Origin of the sequence: Chryseobacterium binzhouense (genome assembly GCF_007474545.1) — a bacterium.
In the GTDB taxonomy this organism is placed as follows: Bacteria; Bacteroidota; Bacteroidia; order Flavobacteriales; family Weeksellaceae; genus Chryseobacterium; species Chryseobacterium binzhouense.
The window spans coordinates 55,289-78,925 of record NZ_VKOG01000001.1 but is presented as its reverse complement, the minus strand read 5'-3'; the positions used below and the strand labels follow the sequence as shown (position 1 = coordinate 78,925).

Genomic DNA, 23,637 nt, shown 5'->3' with positions numbered 1-23,637 from the left:
ATCCTTATGCATCAACAGATATGGTAGTCTTATTTTTATATTAAATATTCAAAACGGAAATTTATAAAATTTATTTTAAAATCTGAGTTTCAATACAATCAAGGATGTCTATTGCTACATTTTCTTTAGATTTTAGTCCAAATTCAAGTTTTTCTGTTCTGGTAAAAATTTTTATTTTGTTGGTGTCATTTTTAAAGCCGGCACCTTCGTCTCTAAGAGAATTAAGAACGATTAAATCTAAATTTTTCTTTTTGAGTTTAGCTTTTGCATTTTCCTCTTCATTGTTGGTTTCCAAAGCAAATCCTACTAAAATCTGACGGGTTTTCTGCTCGCCCATTGCTTTAAGGATATCCGGATTTTTAACTAGCTCTATTGTGAGTATATCATCATTTTTTTTAATTTTTTCTGCGGCAACTACTTTTGGAGCATAATCAGCAACCGCAGCACTTGCAATGGCAATGTCGGATGTTTCGTAGAATTCAAAAACCTTTTCGTACATTTCATTCGCTGAGGTAATTCTATGTATATCAATATTTTCATTGATGGTTTTTAGAGAAGAAGGTCCCGAAATAAGAATCACTTTTGCGCCTCTTTTTGCTGCTTCTTCAGCTAAAGAATATCCCATTTTTCCTGAAGAATGATTCCCGATAAACCTTACAGGATCAATCGCTTCGTAAGTAGGTCCTGCGGTTATCAGTACTGTTTTTCCGGCTAAACTTTTTTTGTAATTCAAATCGAAAAAACTTTCTATAGTTTTTATAATTGTTTCTGGTTCTGCCATTCTTCCCTGTCCGAAAAGACCGCTTGCCAATTCTCCGCTTTCAGCAGGAATAACAATGTGTCCGAAATCTTCTGCCATTTCCAGGTTATTTTTGGTGGAAGGATGCTGATACATATCCAGATCCATTGCAGGAGCAATAAAAACAGGACATTTTGCAGACATATATGTAGCAATCAAAAGATTGTCGCACATTCCGTGGATCATTTTTGCCAACGTATTTGCCGTACACGGTGCAACCAAAATAATATCTGCCCAAAGTGCCATTTCCACATGGCTGTTCCACGTTCCGTTTTCACTGTAAAACTCAGAATAAACAGGTTTTTTTGAAAGGGTTGAGAGGCTCAGCTTTGTAACGAAATGTTCTGTTTCCGGAGACATGATTACCTGTACTTCCGCTTCTTTTTTAATAAGCTCTCTGATCAGAAAATGAATTTTATAAGCTGCAATTCCGCCGGAAACTGCGATGAGAATTTTTTTTCCGGAAATACTCATGAAATATTTTTTAAACGTCTAAATTACTTATTTTTTTTCACAAACATTCATATAAACAGCAAAGGTCATAAAAGTATTCTTCTATGACCTTTGCCTATAATATAAAAATTTGATTATTTCTGTCTGTCTTCAGTTTTTCTGAAGTATACATCGTCATCAAGCCATTCCTGAATTGCGATAGATGTAGGTTTAGGAAGTTTTTCGTAATGTTTTGAGATTTCAATCTGCTCTCTGTTTTCAAAAACTTCTTCCAAAGTAGAGTTGTGTACTGCAAATTCGTCTAACTTGTTGTGCAATTCAGTACGGATCTCTGCATTGATCTGCTCTGCTCTTTTTCCCATGATGACAATAGCTTCGTAGATTGAGCCTACTTTGTCTTCAATCTTATCCTTATCGTAAGTAATGGTGTTTACTTCTGCTTTTGTATCTTTTACGCTCATTTTGAGAAAATTAATTTAATTATAAGTTGGCAAATCTACGAATTATCTTTGAATTCTGAAAGTTGCTGCGGGTGGAGGTGTATTTATTACTGCGCTGTCTCTCTGAATCTGCTTTGCCTGCTTTTCGTTGGAGATCTGGTCTTTAATCTGCTGTTCTGTTTTTGAGTCTGCAGCCAGTTTATCTGCCATTTTTTTCTGTTTTGCTGTAAGAACGGCAATTCTTTCTTCAGTTTGTTTTTTTACGACAGCAAAGTCTTTCTTTTCTTTTTCAAGTTTTTCCCTCAAATCTGCAGCTGTCTTGGAGTATTCTGTACCCGGAAGATCCTTTTCTACCTGTCTGGTAAATGCCAAAGCACTTTCAATACGTTCTTCTTTAAGGTCATAAACAGAGTTTTGAGCTAAAAGATAACGCGCCCTCATCATGTAGTCATAGATTTTCGGACGCAGTTTCGTACTTGGAAAGTCTTCCAGAACATTTTCAAAAGCAACGGACGTAGATTTGTAATCACCCATTTTGAAATATTGTCTGGCGTTTTCATAAGCTTTAAATTCCAGTTTATAAGACAATTCATCAATCATCGTATTGATGTTTTTTGATCTTTCAGAAGAAGGATAGTTGTTAATAAAATCCTGCAGCTCATTGATTGCCAATTCTGTGCTTGACTGATCTAGGTTATAATCCATAGAACCGTTGTAGTAGCATAAAGCCGACATATAGGCAGCTTCTTCTTTTCTGTTGTCCTGAGGAAAACTCACTGCGAAATTTTTAAACTGATTTCCTGCAAGTCTGTAGTTTTTATCATAATAATTGGCATAAGCAGAGTTGAATACTACATTCGGAGCATCGTCTGTTCCTGCAACAAGATTAGGAAGTCTGTCATATAATGCCAAAGCATTTTTCCATTTCTTTTTGGCGAAATTTTCGTTAGCGGTTTTCAGAATGAAGTTTTTGTCTGCACTTCTCAATGCTTTTTCCTGCTGACTTTTACATGCTGCCAAAACAGCTACGGCGAAAATACCTAAAAAATATTTTTTCATATACAATGTAACAGTTCACGGGTTTACCGTACTATCAATTTGCAAAAATATAACTTTTTTGCTAAAAGATTTTTTTTTATGATTATTTAACGTAAAAACAGAAGGTAAAGTATTTTCAAAAAGTCGAATTAATAAATTTCAACCATTTTTGATCAAAACTTCTTTAAATTTATTCTGATGCATATCCCAAAAGTGCAAAAACGCTCATCAGCAGATTCATTTTTACCTTTTTTTCTGCTTCTTTCTGATAGGATTCTGCATCTTTATGAGGTACGTACAATTCGTAAAAATTTTTATTGCGGATCACAAACAGGGTAGAGCCAATCACCGTAGTAAGCAAATCTTCTGCTTTTGGAGTAAAAGTGAAAACGCCTGTTGTAACTCCTTTTTTGATTACCTCATCCAGTTTTCTTACAAAAAGCTGGTAAAATTCCATCAGTTCATCTTTAAGACTTTCGGTATGGCGAAGTTCCTGGGTCACAAAACCGTGGAAATAATTGTATTTAAAAAGTTGATTGACAATGTATTTGATCATTTCTTTCATTTGCATTTCAGGTTTGCCGTTTTTAATGGTATCGGCAAATTCAGAAAAATTTTCCCTTGTCTTAAGAACTCTGTATTGATATAATGATGCCATCATCTTCTCTTTCGAACCAAAATAATAGGAAATCATCGCTACGTTGATATTGGCTTTTGTCGAAATGTCTCTCACGGAAGTACCTTCAAATCCTTTTTGGGCAATCAGTTCTTCTGCAACATCCAGAATGTGCATTTGTTTTTCCGAAAATTTTTTTGCCATGTATTCAGTTTTAGTAAAAATAGTCATTTTTTCTTCTCTTATAAACATTTGTTTAATTATTTTATGATTGTCTGTAACTTGACATAATTGAAAAACCTTTGAGTTCTTTGCTGAGTGAAACGCCTTTGCGAACTTAAAAACAGTTAGTATATAAAGGAATCTTAGCGATCCTTTGCGTTAAAAAGCGGTATGATTAATAACGGAGAATCAATATTATTTTTAATCAGGCTTAAAAACGTATTTTTGACAATGGAATTTTTTGATTTTCATCATCATAAAAAACAGCTAAGCTTCGGAATTTATAGTTTAAATTTAAATGAGAATCCGGATGACTTTCCTTATTCTGTAGGGATTCATCCTAAGGATATTAGTGTAGAAAATATTCATCAACAATTAGACTGGCTTCAATCTGCGATTTTGAAAAACTGTTTTGCAATAGGTGAGTGTGGTTTAGATTCTTTGGTTCCCATTGATGAGAAAATTCAGGAAGAGGTTTTTTTTAAGCAGATAGAAATTGCTAATGAAGTAAAAAAGCCGGTGATTATTCATTGTGTGAGAAAATATTACGAGGTAATTTCATTCAGGAAATTTTCTCAGCAGCCCATGATTATTCATGGTTTTAATAAAAAGCAGAATGTTGCTGATGATTTGCTGAAGAATAATTTCTATCTAAGTTTTGGAAAAGCGGTTCTCTATAATTTATCTTTGCAGAATACAGTGAAAAAAATTCCTTTAGATAAACTGTTTTTGGAAACGGATGACGGTAATTTTGCCGTCGAAGAGCTGTATGCTAAAGTTTCAGAACTTAAAGGAATTTCTTTGGAACAGCTTCAATCACAGATTTTAGAAAATTTAGAAACAATACAAAATGGATAAATACTGGCTGGAAAGAACAGAGCTTCTGATTAAAGAGGATGGTTTGGAAAAACTGAACAAAGCATCTGTTCTGGTTGTTGGACTTGGAGGTGTCGGGTCTTTTGCGGCAGAATTTCTTGCCAGAGCAGGCGTGGGAAATATGACGATTGTTGATGGAGACACGGTTGATATTACCAACATTAACAGACAATTGCCTGCTCTTCATTCAACTGTTGGAAAACATAAAGTAGAAGTAGTTGCGGAGAGGCTTTTAGATATTAATCCTAAACTTAATTTAGTTAAAATCAACGAATTTCTGAATCCTGAAAGAATGGATGAAATATTAGACAAAGGTAATTTTAACTATGTTTTAGATTGTATTGACAGCGTTACCCCAAAGCTTACCTTAATAAAGTCTGCAAAAAAAAGAAAGATTAAAATCATCAGTTCAATGGGAGCCGGCGGAAAAACCGATCCTTCTAAAGTAATGGTGAAAGATATCAGTAAAACTCAAAATTGCTATCTTGCTAAACAGGTGAGAAAAAGATTGAGAAAAGAAAAAATAAACAAAGGATTCAAATGTGTTTTTTCTGATGAACTTCAGAAAGATGACAGTCTTAAAATGACAGACGGAACCAATTACAAAAGGTCTTTCTATGGAACGATAAGTTTTATTCCGGCTATTTTTGGTTTGTATGCTGCTGCGGAAGTGATTAATTATTTAGTGAAAAAAAATTAATGCCTGATTATAAATATCCGAAAGCCGAAAAACTTAAAAAGAAGTCTGAAATTGACTTGCTTTTTGCAAAAGGTAAATGGAAAACCTCTGGGAATCTTCGGATTATTATTCTTAAAAATCATCCGCAATTACAGGCTGACAGAACAAAATTCGGAGTTTCTGTTTCTAAAAGGTACTTTAAAAAGGCAGTACACCGAAATCGGATAAAACGTCTTTTAAGAGAATCTTACCGGTTAAATAAATCTTTGTTTACGGAGAGTTTCGGAGACAGAACAACCGCAATGCTTTTTTGGGTTTCAAATGAAATGCCTGCAAATTTTCAGGAGGTAGAGTCTCAGTTTATCACTCTTTGCAAATCCCAGAATAAAAGTAAAAGCTGATTTTACAGTACGCAGGAGCGTCATATCTGAAATAAATTTTATTAAATGCATTGTTCAAAACAAATGGTATTTAATAATCCCGAATGATTTTTTAGAGATTGTATTATCTATATTTTTTGTAGCTTTAGTCAAACAATTGACAAATAAAATGTTAGACCAAATTCCCTATTTTTCTTTTTTATTAAGTGTATTTATAGGAGTCGGACTTGCTGCTGCAACGGGTTTCCGTGTTTTCTTACCTATGTTTGCTGTAAGTTTGGCATCTTACTTTCAGTGGATTCCTTCGCTTGAAACTTTTGAATGGCTTTCATCGCTTCCTGCACTTATTACCACCGGAATTGCAACTGTGGCAGAAATTTTAGCATATTATATCCCTGTTGTTGATAATTTTCTGGATACAATTTCGGTTCCTATGGCAACCGTTGCTGGTTCTGTCCTTTTTGCGAGCCAATTTTCAGATTTAGGAACTCTTCCGCAATGGGGATTGGCGCTTATTGCAGGCGGTGGAACTGCAGCAACCATCAGTTCGGGTTTTGCCGGGATTAGAGCAGCTTCTACGGCAACAACTGCAGGTCTTGGGAATAATTTTGTAGGAACTACAGAAACAGCAGGAGCCGGAATTATGACTGTTTTGGCAATGATTGCCCCGTTTGTAGCTGCTGTTTTAGCGATATTATGTGTGGTTTTAATTATTTTTTTCGGAAGAAAAGCTTGGCGGAAGTTAACTAAATTAAGAATAAAACAATAAAGGTGATTAAAACAAAGTTTTCAATTAGAGCTTATTTAATAGGTTTAGCATTTTTATTTTCTGTGTTTTTGATGATAAAAATTTTACAAACATCTTTGTCTTCTAATAGTGGCGAGTTATTTCATACAATATTTTTTTCATTAATAACTATTTTTATATTTGTGTCTCTTTTTAGTGAGATAAGAACAAAAGCAATAATTTTTCAAATAAAAGGAAGGGAGGTTGTCGTGAAATATTTTTTTGGAATATTTCCTACATCCTTCATGAAAAATGAAATAAACGGCTGGAAATATAGCAGGGTAGAATTTAGAAGCAATGTTTATGAGTATCTTTACTTGTATAAAGACGGAAACAAGATTGCTAAAATCTCACAGTATTATCATCGGAACTATTTTAAAATTAAGAATGAAATTCAAGGAGAGTTTAAATATCTAGGCTATGAAGAACAAACATTAACGCAGAATTTTAAAGATATTTTTAAATAAGTTTACGGAAATAATACTACATCTTTATTAGGAAATCATCTCTGTCGTTTAAAAACTGAAAATGTTTTCTAAACTCGTTCAGTTCGGATACATTTAATTCTGATGAGATCAGATTTCCTTTTTTTGTTGAAATTTCTCTTCCGTCTGCAAAAAAACAGTGAGAACTTTCTTTGTACAAAAGATTATTTCCGTCTGTGCCAATTCTATTTAAGCCAAAAACAAACGACAGATTCTCAATAGCTCTTGCCTTTAAAAGATGTTCCCAGGCTCCGACTCTTTTTTCTGGCCAATTGGCAACATATAATATGGCATCATAATCATCATTATTTCTTGAGAAAACAGGAAAGCGAAGATCATAGCAAACCTGTAACAGAAAACGGATTCCTGAATATTCAACAATAATGCGTTCCTTTCCCGGAGTGTAAACTTTATCTTCCCCTGAAAATGAAAATAAGTGTCTTTTGTCATAATACTCAACTTCCGAATCGGGTTTCACAAAGTACATTCTATTGTAAAAGTTTCCTTCTGACTCCACCGGAACGCTTCCGCAAAAAGCAGCATTTTTTTCTTGTGCCATTTTCTTCAAAAACTCCAAAGATTCTCCGTTACGGTCTGAAACTTCAGCAGCATCCATGCAGAATCCTGTAGAAAACATTTCAGGAAGAATAAAAAGATCTGCTTTTTCATCTCTGATTTCGTGTGCTATATTGTCAAAGTTTTTTAGTTTATTTTTCCAGATAATATCTAAGTTAATTCCTGTGATTTTCATAATGCCTGTTTTATCTTCTATAAAAATACAGTTTTAAACTGATTTCGGTTTTATTTTTGATGCAGATATTTTTTTTATGATCTTTAAATAATAAATCTATTATGAAAAAAATGATTTTGGTGCTGATGCTTTTTGCGGGAATCGCAGCCAATGCACAGGCTTATACTGGAAAAGGTGATCAGAAAGTTAATTTAGGACTTAATGCATGGGGATATGGAACGGGCATAACAGCAACGTATGACTATGGTCTCAGTGACGTTATTTCTATTGGTGCGGGAGGTAATGCTTATTTTGACAATTACAGAGACAATAATAAAGATAACAGGGTTTTTATTTTTGGGCGTCTGAATTTTCACTTAAGAGAAGCATTGGATCTTCCGGAGCAATTGGATATTTATCCGGGTGTTGATCTGGGAGTTCTGGGAAGAGATTTCGGAATTGGAGCTCATATTGGAGCGAGATATTTCTTCACCGATAAAGTTGGTGTTTTTGCTGAAGTGGGGAATAACGGAAGCTTAGGCGTTTCCTTTAATTTTTAATAGCAATATCAATATATGACAAAGCTTCTCATTACGAGAAGCTTTTTATTTGGCATCCTATTGATTATTGTTACCTTTGCAAATTAAAATCTAAAAACAATTAATGGAATTAGCAATTAAGATCTTTCAATTTATATTGAGTATTTCTATTTTAGTAATTCTTCACGAGCTTGGGCATTTTTTACCTGCAAAATGGTTCAAAACCAAAGTGGAGAAATTTTATCTTTTCTTTGATCCTTGGTTTTCTGTTGTAAAAAAGAAAGTAGGAGAAACCGAATACGGTATCGGATGGCTTCCTTTCGGAGGCTATGTAAAAATTGCAGGAATGGTTGATGAAAGCATGGATACTGAACAGCTGAAACAGCCTGCACAACCTTGGGAATTCAGAGCAAAACCGGCTTGGCAGAGATTAATCATCATGTTGGGCGGTGTTACGGTAAACTTTTTCCTGGCTTGGATTATTTATGGCTGTCTGTCGTTTTTTAATGGTGAAACAGTTTTTGACAGCACCAAGGAAGATGTACAAATGAACTATACGAATGTTGCTAAAGCAATGGGCTTTCAGGATGGAGATAAAATTCTAAAAGTAGATGGAAAAACTCAGAACAATCTTGATAAACTTTCTCTAGATATTTTACTCAGTGATGAAATTACCGTTTTGAGAGGAGGGAAAGAAGTAACATTCCCAACCAACGATGATGGTAAGGCTTTAGCTTTCAGGGACGAAAATCCAAAAGCTTTTCTCACCCCAAGATATCCTGCTGTGATTGATTCTATTTATAACCCTAAAACAGCTGAGGCTGGTTTGAAAGTTGGAGATCAGATAGTATCTGTAGATGGAAAAAGAATTAACTATTATGATGAATTTCAAGGTGTTGTAAAAAACAATGCTGGGAAAGACATTAATGTTGAGGTATCCAGAGCGGGAACTATACAGCCTTTAGTTCTATCTGTTTCAAAAGAAGGGACTTTAGGATTAGCTTCTTTCAAGTATTTAGAGAAATTTGCAGAAACAAAACATTTTAATTTCTTTGAATCTATTGGAAGGGGATTTACAAGAAGTATTGAAAGTTTAACATATCAGGTTAAGCAATTCAAGCTTGTTTTCAATAGAAAAGTGCAGGGTTATAAGAAAGTAGGAGGTCCTTTGGCTATTATCAAAAATATGCCTGTTGATAAAGCAAAAGACGGAAGTGTTTCTATTGACTGGACGATGTTCTGGAGTTTTACAGCAATGTTTTCTGTGTGGCTGGCTTTTTTAAATCTAATCCCTATTCCAGGCTTAGATGGCGGTCATGTTATTTTTACATTGTATGAAATGATTGTTGGGAAGCCTGTTCCGCAGAAAGTTTTGGAAAATGCTCAAATGGTGGGAGTTATATTTCTTTTAGGATTGATGCTGTTGATATTTGGAGCTGATATTTTCAAAATTTTCACTAATAAGCTTTAATTTTTAAAATTTTTTCACGTAAAAATTTGTGAGGTATAAATATCTGTCCTATATTTGCACCACTTAAAAACAAGGACATTCCTCCTTAGCTCAGTTGGTTAGAGCATCTGACTGTTAATCAGAGGGTCGCTGGTTCGAGCCCAGCAGGAGGAGCAAAAAAGACTTACAGCAATGTGAGTCTTTTTTATTTTGTTTGTAAAAGATTATTACAATAAATATTAAAATTTAATTTACTGAAAGTTAGTACCATAAACGCTTTGCGTTAATTTTGAAGAAAAAATATTTGCGTGATATTGTTTTTCATTTTATATTTGCACCACTAAAACAATAGGAAATTCCTCCTTAGCTCAGTTGGTTAGAGCATCTGACTGTTAATCAGAGGGTCGCTGGTTCGAGCCCAGCAGGAGGAGCAAAAGGCTTACAGTAATGTAAGTCTTTTTTTATGTTCAAAATTAAACTCGCATTTTTCTCTAAAGAAGCTTTGATCTAACCAATAAAAAAACCGAGCGTTAGAGCCCGGTTGATATTATTTTTTAATTAATCCTAATTCTATTAATCTTTCATGTAAAAACTCTCCTGCAGTTGTGTCCTCATATAATTTAGGATGATTTTCATCTACACAGTTTTCCAGTGCATTCAGCGACATTTCGCTTACAGGATGCATAAAGAATGGGATAGAATATCTTGAAGTTCCCCATAATTCTCTAGGCGGATTTACCACTCTGTGAATCGTAGATTTCAATTTATTATTGGTATGTCTGGATAACATATCTCCAACGTTAATCATCAATTCATCAGGTTCTGCAATCGCATCAATCCATTCTCCTTTATGGTTTTGAACCTGAAGACCTTTTCCTTGAGAACCCATTAGAAGGGTAATCAGATTGATGTCGCCATGCGCTGCAGCTCTTACCGCATCATCTGGCTCTTCAGTAATTGGCGGGTAATGAATAGGTCTTAAAATAGAATTTCCTTCTGCAATTTTATCATCAAAATAGAACTCATCAAGACCAAGGTATAAAGCTAAGGCTCTTAAAACATATTTTCCTGTTTTTTCGAGCATCTGGTAGGTTTCTTTTCCTACTTCGTTGAATTTTGGAAGTTCTTCAACGATGACGTTATCGGGATATTTGCTTTTGTATTTTGAATCATCCGAAACATACTGTCCGAAATGCCAAAACTCTTTCAAATCTCCTTTTTTAAATCCTTTTGCAGTTTCTTTTCCGAAACCGACGTAGCCTCTTTGTCCTCCAATTCCGGGAATCTCATACTTTTGTTTGGTTTCCACGGGAAGATCAAAAAAGTTTTTCACCTCACCATACAATTCACTCACAAGCTTATCATCCAGGAAATGTCCCTTTAAGGCAACAAAGCCAATTTCTTCATAAGCTTTTCCGATTTCATTTACAAATTTCTGTTTGCGTTCCGGGTTGTCCGAAAGGAAATCACGCAGGTCTACACTAGGTATTTTATCCATTTTATAGAAATTTTACGTGGGGCTAATTTACAGTTTTTTTGAATTAAATCATTTTAGAATTAGGTATTTATAAGTTAAATTTGCTTTATGAAAAAATATTCTTCCAAGCGAAGTATTCAGGTGCTTGCCAATCTTCTTCAGCAATATGGCATTTTAGATGTTGTTATTTCTCCGGGATCCAGAAATGCTCCATTGGCAATTCATTTTTCAGAGATGGATGATTTCAACTGTTACAGTATTGTTGACGAGAGAAGTGCGGCATTTGTTGCTCTTGGGATGGCAATGAGTGAGAAAAAACCAGTCGCAATTACCTGCACAAGCGGTTCTGCGGCAACAAATTATTATCCTGCGGTTACAGAAGCTTTTTATTCTAATATTCCGCTGCTGATTTTCACGGCAGACCGTCCTACAGATTATGTAGACCTTTTTGATGGACAGACCATTCGCCAAAACAATCTTTTTCAGCAGCATTCATGCGGAGATTTTCAGTTGGTAGAAGACTCCAAAGACAATGCAGAAGAGATCAATTCAGAAATTATTAAAAAAGCTATTGAGCTTTGTTTTGAAAAAAGAGGTCCGGTTCATATCAATATTCCGTTGGAAGAGCCTTTATATGATTTGGTTTCAGAACTTCCGACTTTTCCGGTGGTAGAGAAAACCATTAAGCAAAAAGAATATGAAATTCCCTCAGGTCTTATCGCAGATTGGAACACCTCACAGCGTATCATGATTTTAGTGGGGACTAGAGATTATAGTGCGGAACTTGAAAATCAGCTGTCGCAATTGGTGAAAAATCATTCTGTGGTGGTTTTATCGGAAGCCAATTCTAATCTTTATCACGAAAAGTTTTTCAGGCATATCGACCGTTATATTTTTGGTTTCACAGAGCAGGATTTTAAAACCTATGCTCCGGATTTGCTTATCACGGTAGGACAAAATGTAGTTTCCAAAAAAATAAAGCAATTTCTGAGATCTGCAAACCCCAAACAGCATTGGCATCTTGATGAAATATGGCAGCCGGATACTTATTTTTCTCTGACGCAGAAAATTGAAACCAAACCTGAAAATTTCTTTTCAAAACTGCTGAACTTTATTAATCTTGAACCAAGACCTTTTTATAACCTTTGGGATGTATTAAGAGATAAAAAAGATAAAAAACATCGTAAGTTTTTAAATTTGATTGAATTTTCAGATTTTTATTTTTTCAACAGAATTTCAGAAAGTGTTCCGGAGAATTATAACCTGCATTTCAGCAACAGTTCGGCAATACGGTATGCTCAGTTATTTGATTTTGGAAAAAGAAAGATGTACTGCAACAGAGGGACAAGCGGAATCGACGGATCCACATCAACCGCCATGGGTTTTGCCATAAAAAATCCGAACCCAACTTTGCTGGTGACGGGAGATTTAAGCTTTTTCTATGATATTAATGGTCTTTGGAATCAATACATTCCGCCATTTACAAGAATTATCATTTTTAATAACGGAGAAGGAAATATTTTCAAAATAATCCCTGGTCCCGGAAATGCCAATTCCAATACGGTAGATGAATTTATTTCTACCAAACATCAGAAGAATGCTGAGTTTTTAGCAAAACATTTTGGTTTTTCTTATGTGAAAGTAGATGATGACGGAACGCTTGATCGTGTTTTGGGAAACTTTTTCAAGCCCGACGTTCAGCCTAAGATATTGGAAGTTAATACCCAGGGCAAAACGAATGCAGATACACAGAAAGCTTACTTCAACTTCCTGAAAGATATGTAATTATTGTTGCTGATTAAGCTCAAGAAGAGGGTCAATATATTCTCTGTCATTGCTTAAACGGGGAACTTTGTTCTGTCCGCCCAGTTTTCCTTTAGATTCCAGCCAGCAATAGAAAAGATGGGGTCTTGCTATGTGAACTACGGGCTTTCTCAACGTGATATTGTTATATCTTTTAGCTTCGTAATCAGAATTTATGGATTTTAAATGACGGTCAAAAATATCTGTGAACTCATCTAGATTTTCGGGTGCTTTGCTAAATTCAAAGATCCATTCGTGTGCGCCGCTTTCATTTTCTTTCATGAAAATAGGAGCACCGGTAAAATCGGTTACAGAAGAATTGGTTTCCTCACATGCTTTTGTAAGAGCCGATTCTACATTGGTAATCATCAGTTCTTCACCAAAAGCGTTGATGTAATGTTTCGTTCTTCCTGTAATTTTTATTCTGAAAGGATCCAGAGAAGTAAAAATAACAGTGTCTCCGATTAGATATCGCCAAAGCCCGCCATTAGTGGTAATTACCATAGCGTAATTTTTCCCGATTTCCACATCTTCCAGAGATACCACTTTAGGATTAGAACGGTGGAACTGATCCATAGGAATAAATTCATAAAAAATTCCGTAATCCAGCATCAGAAGCATTTCGTCACTATTCGATCTGTCCTGAATTCCAAAGAAGCCTTCGGAAGCATTGTAGATTTCATAATAGTTAATATCTTTTCCGATAATCGGTTTATACTGTTCCCTGTATGGTTTGAAACTGATTCCACCATGGAAAAATACTTCAAGATTGGGCCAGAGTTCAGAAACGCTGTTGGCATCGGTTTCCTTCAGTACTCTTTGTAAAAGTACCATCATCCAGCTGGGAACTCCCAGAATGCTTCCTACATCTTCATTTTTCACTTCTGCAACAATAGCTTTCAGCTTGCTTTCCCATTCTCCCATGAGCGAAACTTTTTTGCTCGGAGTGGTGGTAATTTCTACCCAGAAAGGAAGGTTGTCGATCAAAATTGCCGAAAGATCACCAAATTTTGTGTTGAAGTCTGCGTATAGCTCAGAGCTTCCGCCTAGACGTAAGTTTTTGTTAGTGAAAAGCTGATTTTCGGGATGATTGTTTGCGTAAATGGAAACCATGTCCTTTCCTGCTTTTAAATGGCAGTATTCAAGACTTTCGGAAGAGATGGGGATGAATTTGCTTTTTGCATTTGTTGTTCCCGAAGATTTTGCAAAATGCTTAATGTATCCAGGCCAGCTTACATCTTTTTGTCCTTGTCTGGCTTTTTCTATATAGGACTCAAAGTCTTCATAAGCGACAACCGGAACTTTGCTGATAAAATCCTGATAGCTGGAAATAGAATTGAAACCGTATTTTTTACCGTATTCCGTATCTTCTGCATGAAATAATTGCGAAAACAATATTCCGTTTTGGGTTTCAACAGGATATTTCATGAAATTTTGGATCTGATCTATTCTCTGACGAATAAACCAGTTGACGACGGTGTTAAAAAGTGCTTTGGTTGCCATTAGGACAAATATAATAATATTTGAATTTCCTGAGCATGATTTCAACAAAAAAACCGCTACAAATTTTGTAACGGTTTGATTATTTCAAGGGTTAATTTTAACAGTACTCATCATAAGCTGCCTGAAGATTGGCTGCAATTGCTCCGGCAGGATTCCCTTCAATATGGTGTCTTTCCAGCATGTGAACCAACTCACCATCCTTGAAAAGAGCTACACATGGAGAACTTGGAGGAAACGGAGCCAGGTGTTTTCTTGCCTCTGCAACGGCTTCCGTATCATAACCGGCAAAAACGGTCGTTAAATGATCGGGTTTTTTATCTCCTGTTAAAGAATATACAACTCCGGGTCTTGCTGCTCCAGCTGCACAACCGCATACGGAATTGATAACCAAAAGGGTAGTCCCTGTTTTTTTTAAGGCATCTTCTACCTGTGCCGGTGTTGCCAAATCTTCAAAACCTTTATCTGTAAGTTCAGCCTTCATCGGCATTACTAAATCTGTTGGATACATTTTTTATAAGTTTTATTACTGCAAATTTACAAATTTTCATTTGCTTAGAGTAATTAATAATAACTATCAGAATGGTATAAAGAAAGAATAAATGTGATATTGAAATTAATTCTATATAAAGTATTCGTTAAATATTTGCTGAAATACCACATATATTGAAATTATTTTATTAAATTTGAAATGATTCTGAAAACAATTTCCATGAAAAGAACTTTATTAATCAAATTTGGAAGAACATTTGAGTTCCGATGACATTGTAATTTCCCTCAGCTTTATCAATGATTTTAGTTTTTAGAATTGCTCAAGAGTATTTACTCAGGAGAACATTGGTAAAGATATTACAAAATAACCCGAAGAATGTTTCGGGTTTATTTATTATTTCTAAATATTATTTTCTGGGTAAGCCTTTTTTTAAGGCATAATTGGCTCTTTCAATAGCTTTTTTCTCTTTCCAGTCCATGTATTTTTTCTTAAATCTTGCTTTCATAAAATTATCAAGATTCCTCTGAATTGTCAGATTGTAAAGAGATTTGGTCTTTACTGCCCAGGATTTATCCCATGCACGAAGAGAAATAGAGAAGCTGCCGTCTAAATATTTCATCCAGTGCCACCATCCTGTCGGCATAAACAGCGTGTCGCCATGCTCCAAAAAGCATTCTATCCCTTCAACTCCGTCCAATGCCGGAAATTTTTCAAAATCAGGATTTGAAATATCAAAATCCTCCAAGGCATAAGTTGCATACGGTAATTTGTATAGTCTGTCTTTCCACTTATAATCAAAAAGCAGAATGTGTTTTCGTCCGTTAAAATGAGTATGGAAGATATGTGCTAAATCTATATCATAATGCAGAAATGTAACAGAGCCTTTCCCTCCAAAAAACATAGAAGGAAATTTGTCCAGAAAACCTCCCATCAATTCTTTAGGTGAAATATAATCATCCAGAAGTCTGTTAGCTTTTTTGATAGGATCGAAGAAGAAGATTCTTAGATCGGTAGGCTCTCTTTGAATCAGATCTATATAATCTGCAAATTTCATTTCTGAAGTAGGAGCATTAATCGGAGCGGCAGGATCTGCTTTGGAACTGTCATATAGAGGAACAGTAACGTCGCCTACAACCTCTTTCATATAATCCATCGTCCATTTTTGGTAAGCCGGCCACTTCCTTGCCATATTCTTGATGACCACCGGTTTTCTCGGCTTTAGGTATTTCTCCAAGAAGTCTTCCTTAGAAATATCATCTACTATATCAATAGGTTTTAGAATAACCCCCATTCTTATAAATTTTATGTTACAAAATTATTAAATAAATAAATATCCGCGCTTGTTTAAGATTTTTTTAATCTATGAAGATTATCATTTTTTCATTCATTTAAAATGAAGATCATGCAAAAAGATTATTTCTTTACAACGGTAGTTTTTGATCTTAAAAAAAGAAGACCTGCAATAATAACGGCTGCACCCGAAGATTGAAACGGGGTGAGTTTTTCACCGTCCAAAACTCCCCAGATAATGGCTACAATAGGCATCAGTAAAGTGACTGTTGAAGCAAAAAGTGGCGTAGAAACTTTCAGAAGCCGGTAATTCATCATCATAGCCAGACCAGTACCAAAGACGGAAAGCAGACTTACAAACCCAATTCCGATCATATTTTCCTTACTGAAGGTAAATTGCGATGCAAAGCCTGTTGATAATAATGAAAACACGGATGGCAAAAACAAAACAAAAGAAAAGACAAATGCTGATAAAATAGTAGAAGGCACTTCCATCAGCTTAGATTTTACTGTTGTTGTGCTTATTGCGTAGCAAAGAGTTGCCAAAAGAAGAAATACAATCGGTAAAATCTTGAATTTTGTCCCGTCATCTCCTCCGAAAGCAAGAATGCATACTCCGGTAAAGCTTATCAATACGCCCGTAATCTGACGTTTTGTAGTGCTGAATTTCCAGACCAGTGCACCCACGATGATCACAAATATCGGCATCATAGAATTGACAATTCCTGCAATGCTGCTGCTGATTTCCTTTTCTGCCATCGGAAATAAGAACATCGGAAAAAAATTTCCTGTAAATGCAGCTAATATGAGCCATTTTAAATGCTTTTTAGGAAAAAGTTTATAGTTGGCAATGGCAACCGGCATCAGGATAATGCCTGCAATTAAAACACGCAGTGCTCCCACCTGATAAGGGCTGAAATGATCTAAAGATTTTTTAATTAATATAAAAGACGATCCCCAAATAATGCTTAATAATATCAGGAGAACCCATTTTTCTTTATCTGAATTCATTTTTTATGTTGATGTAAAATATTTAAAAAATCTTTTTTTGAAATCATTCTTCCACCCAGACTCTCAAGATGATGGGTGTGAGACTGGCAGTCTATTAAGGTGAAGTCGCTTGCGTGTTGTTGTACAAAATGTATAAAACCTGCTTTTGATGCATTGCTTACTTTAGAAAACATACTTTCTCCGCAAAAAACATTACCAACCTGCAGGCCGTAAAGTCCGCCAACAAGATCGCCATCCAGCCAGACTTCTACGCTTTTTGCCAGACCATAATGGTGCAGCTGCTTAAAGGAATCCATCAGCTCCTGAGAAAGCCAGGTTCCGTCCTGATCTTTTCTTCTTATGATACTGCAATTATATATAACTTCGTCAAAGTTTTGATTTTCCGTGATCGTAAAAATATTCCGGGCTAAAATCTTTTGCATTGATTTTGAAATCTTCAGTTCATCAGGAAATAAAACAAATCTTGGGTCGGGACACCACCATAGGATTTCTTCGTCAGGATTATACCATGGAAAAATACCATTTTGATACGCAAACCAGATTCTTTCTATAGATAAATCTCCGCCGAAAGCGATAATGCCTTCATGACCGTCATATGTTGCCGGATCAGGAAATGAGATTTCGTTTTTATTCAGTCTTACCATTCGCAGAAAAAATCCTGCTTTCAAAAAGCAGGATTGTTATTGAGATTTATTTTTTTTAATTAGAATGGCAAATCATCATCGTCATCATTCGCAAAAGGATTCTCGTTAGAAACCGGTGCGGCAGATTGTGAAGGTGAAGCTTGTGTAGGTTCTGATCCGTTATCAGCCACTTTTTCTACTCTCCATCCTGTAATAGAATTAAAATATTTTGTTTCGCCCTGCGGAGAAACCCATTCTCTTCCTCTGATGTTGATTCCTACCTTTACATTTTCACCTTCTCTTAAAGAATCCAGTAAATTTATTTTATCCTGTAAAAATTCAATGTTAATCGGCTGAGGATACTGTTCCTGTGTAAGAATAACCATTTCCTTTTTCTGAAACCCGCTTGCAAATGTTTGTGTTTCAGAGATTTTCTTTATCGTTCCTTGTAATTCCATATCATAAATATTAACCGTGTAAAAGTAATAAAATGAAATTTAAAAAAAATGGTTTCAAACAATTTTTAGAAAAATTTATTTTTTTTTGAAATAATTCTTGCAAATAAAAATAATTGCCCTATATTTGCACTCACAAAAACGAAAGAAGTTCTTTAAAATATTTCAATAACCATGCGGATGTGGTGTAATTGGTAGCCACGCCAGACTTAGGATCTGGTGCCGTGAGGCGTGGGGGTTCGAGTCCCTTCATCCGCACAAGTTTGCGAAAATAGCTCAGCTGGTAGAGCACAACCTTGCCAAGGTTGGGGTCGCGGGTTCGAATCCCGTTTTTCGCTCCACGCCATGCCCTGGTGGTGGAATTGGTAGACACGCAGGACTTAAAATCCTGTGTCCGCAAGGACGTACGGGTTCAAGTCCCGTCTGGGGTACTTAAAAAGACTGTTAATCATTGATTAGCAGTCTTTTTTGTTTTAAAAGCTTTTGCAATATGAAGCTGTAGGTTTTTGCACATAATATCCGTCACTTATTTTCGTTAGATTTGCAGTTTTGTACAAAATGATGAACTTTAATAATATAAACCGTAAAATGCAGCACGCTTTTTGTTTATGCTAAATGCTCGAAAAAACGAATGATGTTTACCCATTACTTTAAATACTGTATACTCTATATTGCCATCGTTTTTACAGGATTACTACACGCACAAAATACAGCAATCGGAAGGATTGTTGACGAAAAGACCAACAAACCAGTTTCTGGTGTGGAAGTTTTTATTAATGATCAGTCTGCATCTTATTTAACAACTGTCTCCGGAAATTTCACAGTAAAAACAGATACGATTATCTATAAGCTGAGATTCTCAAAAAAGAATTATTCTCTGGAAACTGTAGAGGTTACTCCGGAAAATGCCGCCGATATTTTAGTTAAACTGTCTTCAGAAAAAGTAAGCAATATTGAGGAAGTTGTTATTAACAATCAGAAAACAAGATTTAAGAATAAAAAAGAAAACCCTGCATACAGAATTATGCAGGAAGTCTGGAAGCGTAAAAGAAACAACGGTCTGGAAAAATTTGATACATATAGTTTTAAAGAATACGAGAAAATTCAGTTTGATGCAAATAACCTGGATAGTGCTTTTATGAATCGTAAAATTTTCAATAAGCTTGATTTTATTTTCAACTATGCAGATTCTACAGCCAATGGCAAAATGGCTTTGCCGGTTTTTCTGAACGAATCCATTTATCATAATTTTGGAGAGAATAAGCCGTCTAAAAGAAACAAAAAACTTTTGGTGGCACAAAAAACTTCCGGTTTTCAGGATAATCAGGTGGTAACTCTTACCGCAAAAAATCTATACAGGGATATCAATATTTATGATAATACCTTAAACTATTTCGACATCGGCTTTCCAAGCCCGGTAGGAACAGATGGTTTCAGTACGTATGATTATAATTTGATAGATACTGTCTCAGTCCGGGGAGAAAACGCATATAAAATCCGGTATCAGCCGAGAAGAACTGAAGTATTGGCATTTCAGGGATACTTATATATTGATACGGACTCTTATGCTGTTCTTGAAGCTACGTTAAAATCGACCAACAAAATCAATGTTAATTTTATTAACGCTATTTCAACAGAACTGGAATATGATAATCCTGATGATGAAACATTTCTTCCCAAAAAATTTGTGACTGCAATTGAGATGACACCTTTCTCTAAAAAGAAAACGGCAAAAAGTCTTATTGCAAGGAGGTCTGTGGATTATTCTGATTATGAGTTTGATAAACCATTGGCTGATTCTGTTTTTACAAGAAAAAAGGAAGAATATGATGCTGATTTTGTAGATAAAGATGAAGCTTACTGGAGCCAGGCAAGACCAGATTCTCTCTCTAAAGAAGAAAAAGGAGTGTATGAAATGCTTGATAAACTGCAGCAGACTCCAAAATTTAACAGAATTGTAAAGCTTTACGAAACACTGGCTTCCAGGTATTACAATATTACAAAAGGAATTGATTTGGGTCCTATTACTTCTGTATATGGCAAAAATGAAGTAGAAGGTGACAGAATAAGAATTGGGGCAAGAACCTATTTTGGGCAGAATGATCCATGGAGGATTGAGTTTTATAATGCTTATGGTTTCAAAGACCAGCAATTCAAATACGGTGTTGAAGGTCGTTATATGTTTAATAGAGTCAACCGATTCATGATCGGGGCGGGAACCAAAAGGGATATTACTCAGCTCGGAGTGCAGTTAACTACCGAAGATGGCATCTTATCGCGATCATTCGCTTCATCAACAGTCTTTGCGAGAGGAGAAAACGCATCTTTAAGCTCGGTAAATCAAACCAGTTTTTTTACTTCGATTGAGCCTTGGAAAAACTTTCAGGTGAGAGTAGACGGAACTTTGCAGAGTATTAAATCTGCCAATCCTTCAGGATTTAATCTCATGTATTATCAAAACGGAAATCTTAGAAAAACTACCAACGATTCCCGGGTGACATTAAGCTTGATTGCAAGACCGGGAGCAAAATTTTCTCAAACGGGTGTTGACAGATACGAACATGGAACTTTAGCACCCACTATAGTATTGAAATATACAAGAGGTATAGAAGGCTTATTTAATGCAGATTTCAATTATAATAAGCTTCAGTTTATGTTTTACAAGCCTATTATTTTAGGAAACTTAGGCAAAACTTTTTTAAGCTTTGAAGCGGGGAAAACATTTGATGCTGTTCCGTTAGCTTTGCAGAATATTATCCCGGGCAATCAGTCTTACGGCATCGTTCCCAATACTTTTGCACAGCTGAATTATTATGAATTTGTAGCTGATACCTATACAACGCTCCATATTGAGCATCATTTCAACGGTAAAATTTTATCTTTTATTCCTTTAATAAAGAAATTAAAGCTTAGAGAAGTAGCCTTTATCCGTGGCGCATACGGATCATTAAGTGATGCTGCTAAAAATATTAATGTGGAAGGTTTTAAGTACTCTGCTCCGAACGAACAGGTATATTACGAGTATGGGTTCGGAATTGAAAACATCGGTTTCGGCAATATCAGGCTTTTGCGCGTAGACTTTAACTGGCGGGGAAATTATTTGGATCGCCTGGATATTTCAAAATTTGGAATTAAAGCAGGTCTTCAGTTTAATTTTTAAATAAATTATCTTTCGCTTAAAATTTGAAGTTTTCTATAAATTAATAATACTCACAAATTTCAGTGGGTATTTTTATTTCACCATTTTTTCTTTTATTGTTGAAAATCAGTATTGATATATTCTTTCAAAATTGCTTATTTTTAAAATCTTAAATCTGAACTCATGCGAAAGGAAATTAAAAATAAAATTCCGCAATTTAATATACCTGAAACACAGCAAACTATCTATCCTTTTGAGAAAGACGGATTAGAATTAAAATCAAGATATATCAGCGAAGATATAAAAGATAAAAGCATTGCAGAAAGTTCTCCGGGAATTGAACCGTATCTTCGTGGTCCCTATTCTACGATGTACGTTCAAAAACCCTGGACCATCCGTCAATATGCAGGTTTTTCTACAGCTGAAGAGTCCAATGCATTTTACAGACGAAATCTCGCTGCCGGACAAAAAGGACTTTCAGTAGCCTTCGATCTGGCAACACACAGAGGTTATGATTCGGATCATGCAAGAGTGGTTGGTGATGTTGGAAAAGCCGGAGTTGCGATTGATTCTGTCGAAGATATGAAAATCCTTTTCGACCAGATTCCTCTGGATGAAATTTCGGTTTCTATGACAATGAACGGTGCCGTTTTGCCGATTTTGTCTTTTTATATTGTGGCAGCAGAAGAGCAGGGTGTTTCTCAGGATAAATTGTCAGGTACGATTCAGAATGATATTCTGAAAGAATTTATGGTGCGGAACACCTACATTTATCCGCCAACACCGTCAATGAAAATTATTGCTGATATTTTTGAATACACTTCCAGAAATATTCCGAAATTCAATTCGATTTCTATTTCAGGCTATCATATGCAGGAAGCGGGTGCTACGCCGGTTCTGGAAATGGCTTATACGTTAGCCGATGGTCTGGAATATGTAAGAACAGGAATAAAAGCAGGAATGAACGTGGATGATTTTGCACCGAGATTATCCTTTTTTTGGGCTATCGGGATGAATCATTTTATGGAAATTGCCAAGATGCGTGCAGCAAGATATATTTGGACAAATCTTTTAAAACAGTTTAATCCTCAAAATCCTAAATCTTTAGCTTTAAGAACGCATTCGCAGACTTCTGGTTGGTCTTTAACCGAACAGGAGCCCTTTAATAATATAACCAGAACTGCTATTGAAGCGTTGTCTTCAGCCTTGGGTGGAACACAATCTTTACATACGAATGCTTTGGATGAAGCCATTGCTTTGCCTACAGATTATTCGGCAAAAATTGCAAGAAATACTCAAATCATTCTTCAGCAGGAAAGCGGCATTTGTGATGTTGTGGATCCAATGGGCGGAAGTAATCTTGTCGAATCTCTCACACAACAGATGATTGAAGAAGCAATGAAATATATTGATGAGGTAGAAAAAGAAGGCGGGATGACCAAAGCCATCGAAGCTGGGATTCCGAAAATGAGAATTGAGGAAGCTGCCGCCAGAAAACAGGCGAAAATTGACAGCGGAGAAGAGTTTATCATCGGGGTAAATTCTTTTAAATCTTCATTAGAACAAAATCCGATCGAAATTCTTGATATTGACAATACTGAAGTCCGCAGAAAGCAGATTGAAAGATTAGAAAAAATAAAGTCTGAAAGAGATTCTTTAAAAGTTGAAGAAATATTAAATCAAATCCGTGAAACGGCAAGAACCGGCAGTGGAAATCTTTTGGAGCTTTGTGTTGAGGCCGCAAGAAGAAGGGTGACTTTAGGTGAAATGAGTGATGCGATGGAAGAAAGTTTCGGACGTTATAAAGCCAATATCAGAACTATACAAGGTGTTTACGCAATGAATGCAGGTAAAAACGAATACTTCGGAAAAGCGCTCGCACTTACTCAGAAATTTGAGGAAGAAGAGGGCAGAAGACCAAGAATTATGGTTGCTAAAATGGGGCAGGACGGTCATGACAGAGGTGCCAAAGTAGTGGCAACAGCGTTTGCTGATATGGGATTTGATGTGGATGTTGCTCCGCTATTCCAGACTCCGGAGGAAGTTGCTAAACAGGCGGTTGAAAATGATATTCATATTTTAGGTGTTTCTTCTTTAGCAGCAGGTCACAAAACTCTGGTTCCGCAGGTTGTTGAGGAGCTGAAAAAATTGGGTGCAGATGATATTACGATTGTAGTCGGAGGAGTAATTCCGCAACAAGATTATGAGTTTTTATATGCCAATGGAGCAGATTTTATCTTCGGACCAGGAACCAATCTTCCTAAATGTGCAGTAGATATTTTAAATAGGTTTTTAGATTAAAATGTGATTAGAATCTGATAAGTTGCACAGCTTTTGTACTCTAAGTCATAA

The 23,637-nt window shown here is 35.7% G+C and carries 22 protein-coding genes and 5 tRNA genes; 15 read left to right on the top strand and 12 right to left on the bottom strand.

Features of this window, described 5'->3' with window-relative positions; translation table 11 throughout:
• Window positions 1-70 precede the first annotated feature (70 nt).
• The 4 genes from coaBC to FNE73_RS00395 all read right to left on the bottom strand — a co-directional run bounded on the left by coaBC (window position 71) and on the right by FNE73_RS00395 (window position 3,550).
• Window positions 71-1,273, bottom strand: coding sequence for a bifunctional phosphopantothenoylcysteine decarboxylase/phosphopantothenate--cysteine ligase CoaBC (gene coaBC / locus FNE73_RS00410; RefSeq protein WP_143882827.1), 1,203 nt, complete (start codon window positions 1,271-1,273; stop codon window positions 71-73).
• Window positions 1,274-1,386: 113 nt separating this feature from the next.
• Window positions 1,387-1,713: a DNA-directed RNA polymerase subunit omega gene (locus FNE73_RS00405; protein WP_089743415.1), complete on the bottom strand. Its 327-nt coding sequence runs from the start codon at window positions 1,711-1,713 to the stop codon at window positions 1,387-1,389.
• A 42-nt stretch (window positions 1,714-1,755) separates the two neighbouring features.
• A complete protein-coding gene (locus FNE73_RS00400) occupies window positions 1,756-2,751 on the bottom strand; it encodes an outer membrane protein assembly factor BamD (RefSeq protein WP_143882826.1) in 996 nt (331 codons plus the stop codon).
• Window positions 2,752-2,920: 169 nt separating this feature from the next.
• Complete coding sequence (locus FNE73_RS00395; RefSeq protein WP_143882825.1) at window positions 2,921-3,550, bottom strand: TetR/AcrR family transcriptional regulator; 630 nt, start codon at window positions 3,548-3,550, stop codon at window positions 2,921-2,923.
• 249 nt (window positions 3,551-3,799) lie between these two features.
• On the opposite strand from FNE73_RS00395, the gene FNE73_RS00390 reads away from it, so the two are divergent.
• The 5 genes from FNE73_RS00390 to FNE73_RS00370 all read left to right on the top strand — a co-directional run bounded on the left by FNE73_RS00390 (window position 3,800) and on the right by FNE73_RS00370 (window position 6,757).
• Window positions 3,800-4,426 carry a TatD family hydrolase gene (locus FNE73_RS00390; RefSeq protein ID WP_143882824.1) on the top strand — a complete coding sequence of 209 codons (627 nt, stop codon included), beginning with the start codon at window positions 3,800-3,802 and terminating at the stop codon, window positions 4,424-4,426.
• On the top strand, window positions 4,419-5,144 hold the full coding sequence (locus FNE73_RS00385; protein WP_143882823.1) for a tRNA threonylcarbamoyladenosine dehydratase: 726 nt from the start codon (window positions 4,419-4,421) through the stop codon (window positions 5,142-5,144). Before FNE73_RS00390 ends, FNE73_RS00385 begins: the two co-directional genes overlap by 8 nt.
• Entirely contained in the window at window positions 5,144-5,524 is a 381-nt protein-coding gene (gene rnpA, locus FNE73_RS00380) for a ribonuclease P protein component (RefSeq protein ID WP_143882822.1), read from the top strand. The genes FNE73_RS00385 and rnpA overlap by 1 nt, the downstream gene beginning before the upstream one ends.
• Before the next feature lie 148 nt (window positions 5,525-5,672).
• On the top strand, window positions 5,673-6,272 hold the full coding sequence (locus FNE73_RS00375) for a DUF4126 domain-containing protein (RefSeq protein ID WP_143882821.1): 600 nt from the start codon (window positions 5,673-5,675) through the stop codon (window positions 6,270-6,272).
• A gap of 2 nt (window positions 6,273-6,274) precedes the next feature.
• Complete coding sequence (locus tag FNE73_RS00370) at window positions 6,275-6,757, top strand: hypothetical protein (RefSeq protein ID WP_143882820.1); 483 nt, start codon at window positions 6,275-6,277, stop codon at window positions 6,755-6,757.
• Window positions 6,758-6,773: 16 nt separating this feature from the next.
• Here the strand turns inward: FNE73_RS00370 and FNE73_RS00365 are convergent, their stop codons facing one another.
• Entirely contained in the window at window positions 6,774-7,526 is a 753-nt protein-coding gene (locus tag FNE73_RS00365) for a nitrilase-related carbon-nitrogen hydrolase (protein WP_143882819.1), read from the bottom strand.
• 101 nt (window positions 7,527-7,627) lie between these two features.
• Between FNE73_RS00365 and FNE73_RS00360 the strand changes: the two genes are divergently transcribed.
• The 4 genes from FNE73_RS00360 to FNE73_RS00345 all read left to right on the top strand — a co-directional run bounded on the left by FNE73_RS00360 (window position 7,628) and on the right by FNE73_RS00345 (window position 9,925).
• Window positions 7,628-8,065, top strand: a complete 438-nt coding sequence (locus tag FNE73_RS00360) for a DUF6646 family protein (RefSeq protein ID WP_143882818.1) — start codon at window positions 7,628-7,630, stop codon at window positions 8,063-8,065.
• Between the two features lie 103 nt (window positions 8,066-8,168).
• A complete protein-coding gene (gene rseP, locus FNE73_RS00355; protein WP_143882817.1) occupies window positions 8,169-9,515 on the top strand; it encodes an RIP metalloprotease RseP in 1,347 nt (448 codons plus the stop codon).
• 79 nt (window positions 9,516-9,594) lie between these two features.
• Window positions 9,595-9,668, top strand: a tRNA-Asn gene (locus FNE73_RS00350).
• Between the two features lie 183 nt (window positions 9,669-9,851).
• Window positions 9,852-9,925, top strand: a tRNA-Asn gene (locus FNE73_RS00345).
• 116 nt (window positions 9,926-10,041) lie between these two features.
• Here FNE73_RS00345 and FNE73_RS00340 read toward each other — a convergent pair.
• Entirely contained in the window at window positions 10,042-10,992 is a 951-nt protein-coding gene (locus FNE73_RS00340) for an isopenicillin N synthase family dioxygenase (protein ID WP_143882816.1), read from the bottom strand.
• Window positions 10,993-11,079: 87 nt separating this feature from the next.
• On the opposite strand from FNE73_RS00340, the gene menD reads away from it, so the two are divergent.
• Complete coding sequence (gene menD, locus FNE73_RS00335) at window positions 11,080-12,756, top strand: 2-succinyl-5-enolpyruvyl-6-hydroxy-3-cyclohexene-1-carboxylic-acid synthase (RefSeq protein WP_143882815.1); 1,677 nt, start codon at window positions 11,080-11,082, stop codon at window positions 12,754-12,756.
• Here menD and FNE73_RS00330 read toward each other — a convergent pair whose 3' ends face one another.
• The 6 genes from FNE73_RS00330 to FNE73_RS00305 all read right to left on the bottom strand — a co-directional run bounded on the left by FNE73_RS00330 (window position 12,757) and on the right by FNE73_RS00305 (window position 18,149).
• On the bottom strand, window positions 12,757-14,277 hold the full coding sequence (locus FNE73_RS00330; RefSeq protein ID WP_143882814.1) for a GH3 auxin-responsive promoter family protein: 1,521 nt from the start codon (window positions 14,275-14,277) through the stop codon (window positions 12,757-12,759).
• 97 nt (window positions 14,278-14,374) lie between these two features.
• Entirely contained in the window at window positions 14,375-14,785 is a 411-nt protein-coding gene (locus FNE73_RS00325; protein WP_143882813.1) for a BrxA/BrxB family bacilliredoxin, read from the bottom strand.
• 388 nt (window positions 14,786-15,173) lie between these two features.
• The gene (locus tag FNE73_RS00320) at window positions 15,174-16,058 is read right to left on the bottom strand and encodes a cupin-like domain-containing protein (RefSeq protein WP_143882812.1); all 885 of its coding nucleotides are present in this window, start codon (window positions 16,056-16,058) and stop codon (window positions 15,174-15,176) included.
• Between the two features lie 122 nt (window positions 16,059-16,180).
• Window positions 16,181-17,068 (bottom strand): DMT family transporter, encoded by an 888-nt coding sequence (locus FNE73_RS00315; RefSeq protein ID WP_143882811.1) that lies wholly within the window; start codon window positions 17,066-17,068, stop codon window positions 16,181-16,183.
• Entirely contained in the window at window positions 17,065-17,712 is a 648-nt protein-coding gene (gene aat, locus FNE73_RS00310) for a leucyl/phenylalanyl-tRNA--protein transferase (RefSeq protein WP_143883790.1), read from the bottom strand. Before aat ends, FNE73_RS00315 begins: the two co-directional genes overlap by 4 nt.
• A gap of 59 nt (window positions 17,713-17,771) precedes the next feature.
• A complete protein-coding gene (locus FNE73_RS00305; RefSeq protein ID WP_089743450.1) occupies window positions 17,772-18,149 on the bottom strand; it encodes a DUF3127 domain-containing protein in 378 nt (125 codons plus the stop codon).
• A 173-nt stretch (window positions 18,150-18,322) separates the two neighbouring features.
• On the opposite strand from FNE73_RS00305, the gene FNE73_RS00300 reads away from it, so the two are divergent.
• From FNE73_RS00300 to scpA, 5 genes are all read left to right on the top strand, one after another.
• Window positions 18,323-18,404, top strand: a tRNA-Leu gene (locus FNE73_RS00300).
• Between the two features lie 7 nt (window positions 18,405-18,411).
• Window positions 18,412-18,487, top strand: a tRNA-Gly gene (locus FNE73_RS00295).
• 6 nt (window positions 18,488-18,493) lie between these two features.
• A tRNA-Leu gene (locus FNE73_RS00290) sits at window positions 18,494-18,577 on the top strand.
• 203 nt (window positions 18,578-18,780) lie between these two features.
• Window positions 18,781-21,306, top strand: a complete 2,526-nt coding sequence (locus FNE73_RS00285) for a DUF5686 family protein (RefSeq protein WP_143883789.1) — start codon at window positions 18,781-18,783, stop codon at window positions 21,304-21,306.
• Window positions 21,307-21,468: 162 nt separating this feature from the next.
• Complete coding sequence (scpA, locus tag FNE73_RS00280) at window positions 21,469-23,586, top strand: methylmalonyl-CoA mutase (RefSeq protein ID WP_143882810.1); 2,118 nt, start codon at window positions 21,469-21,471, stop codon at window positions 23,584-23,586.
• The last annotated feature ends 51 nt before the right edge of the window (window positions 23,587-23,637 follow it).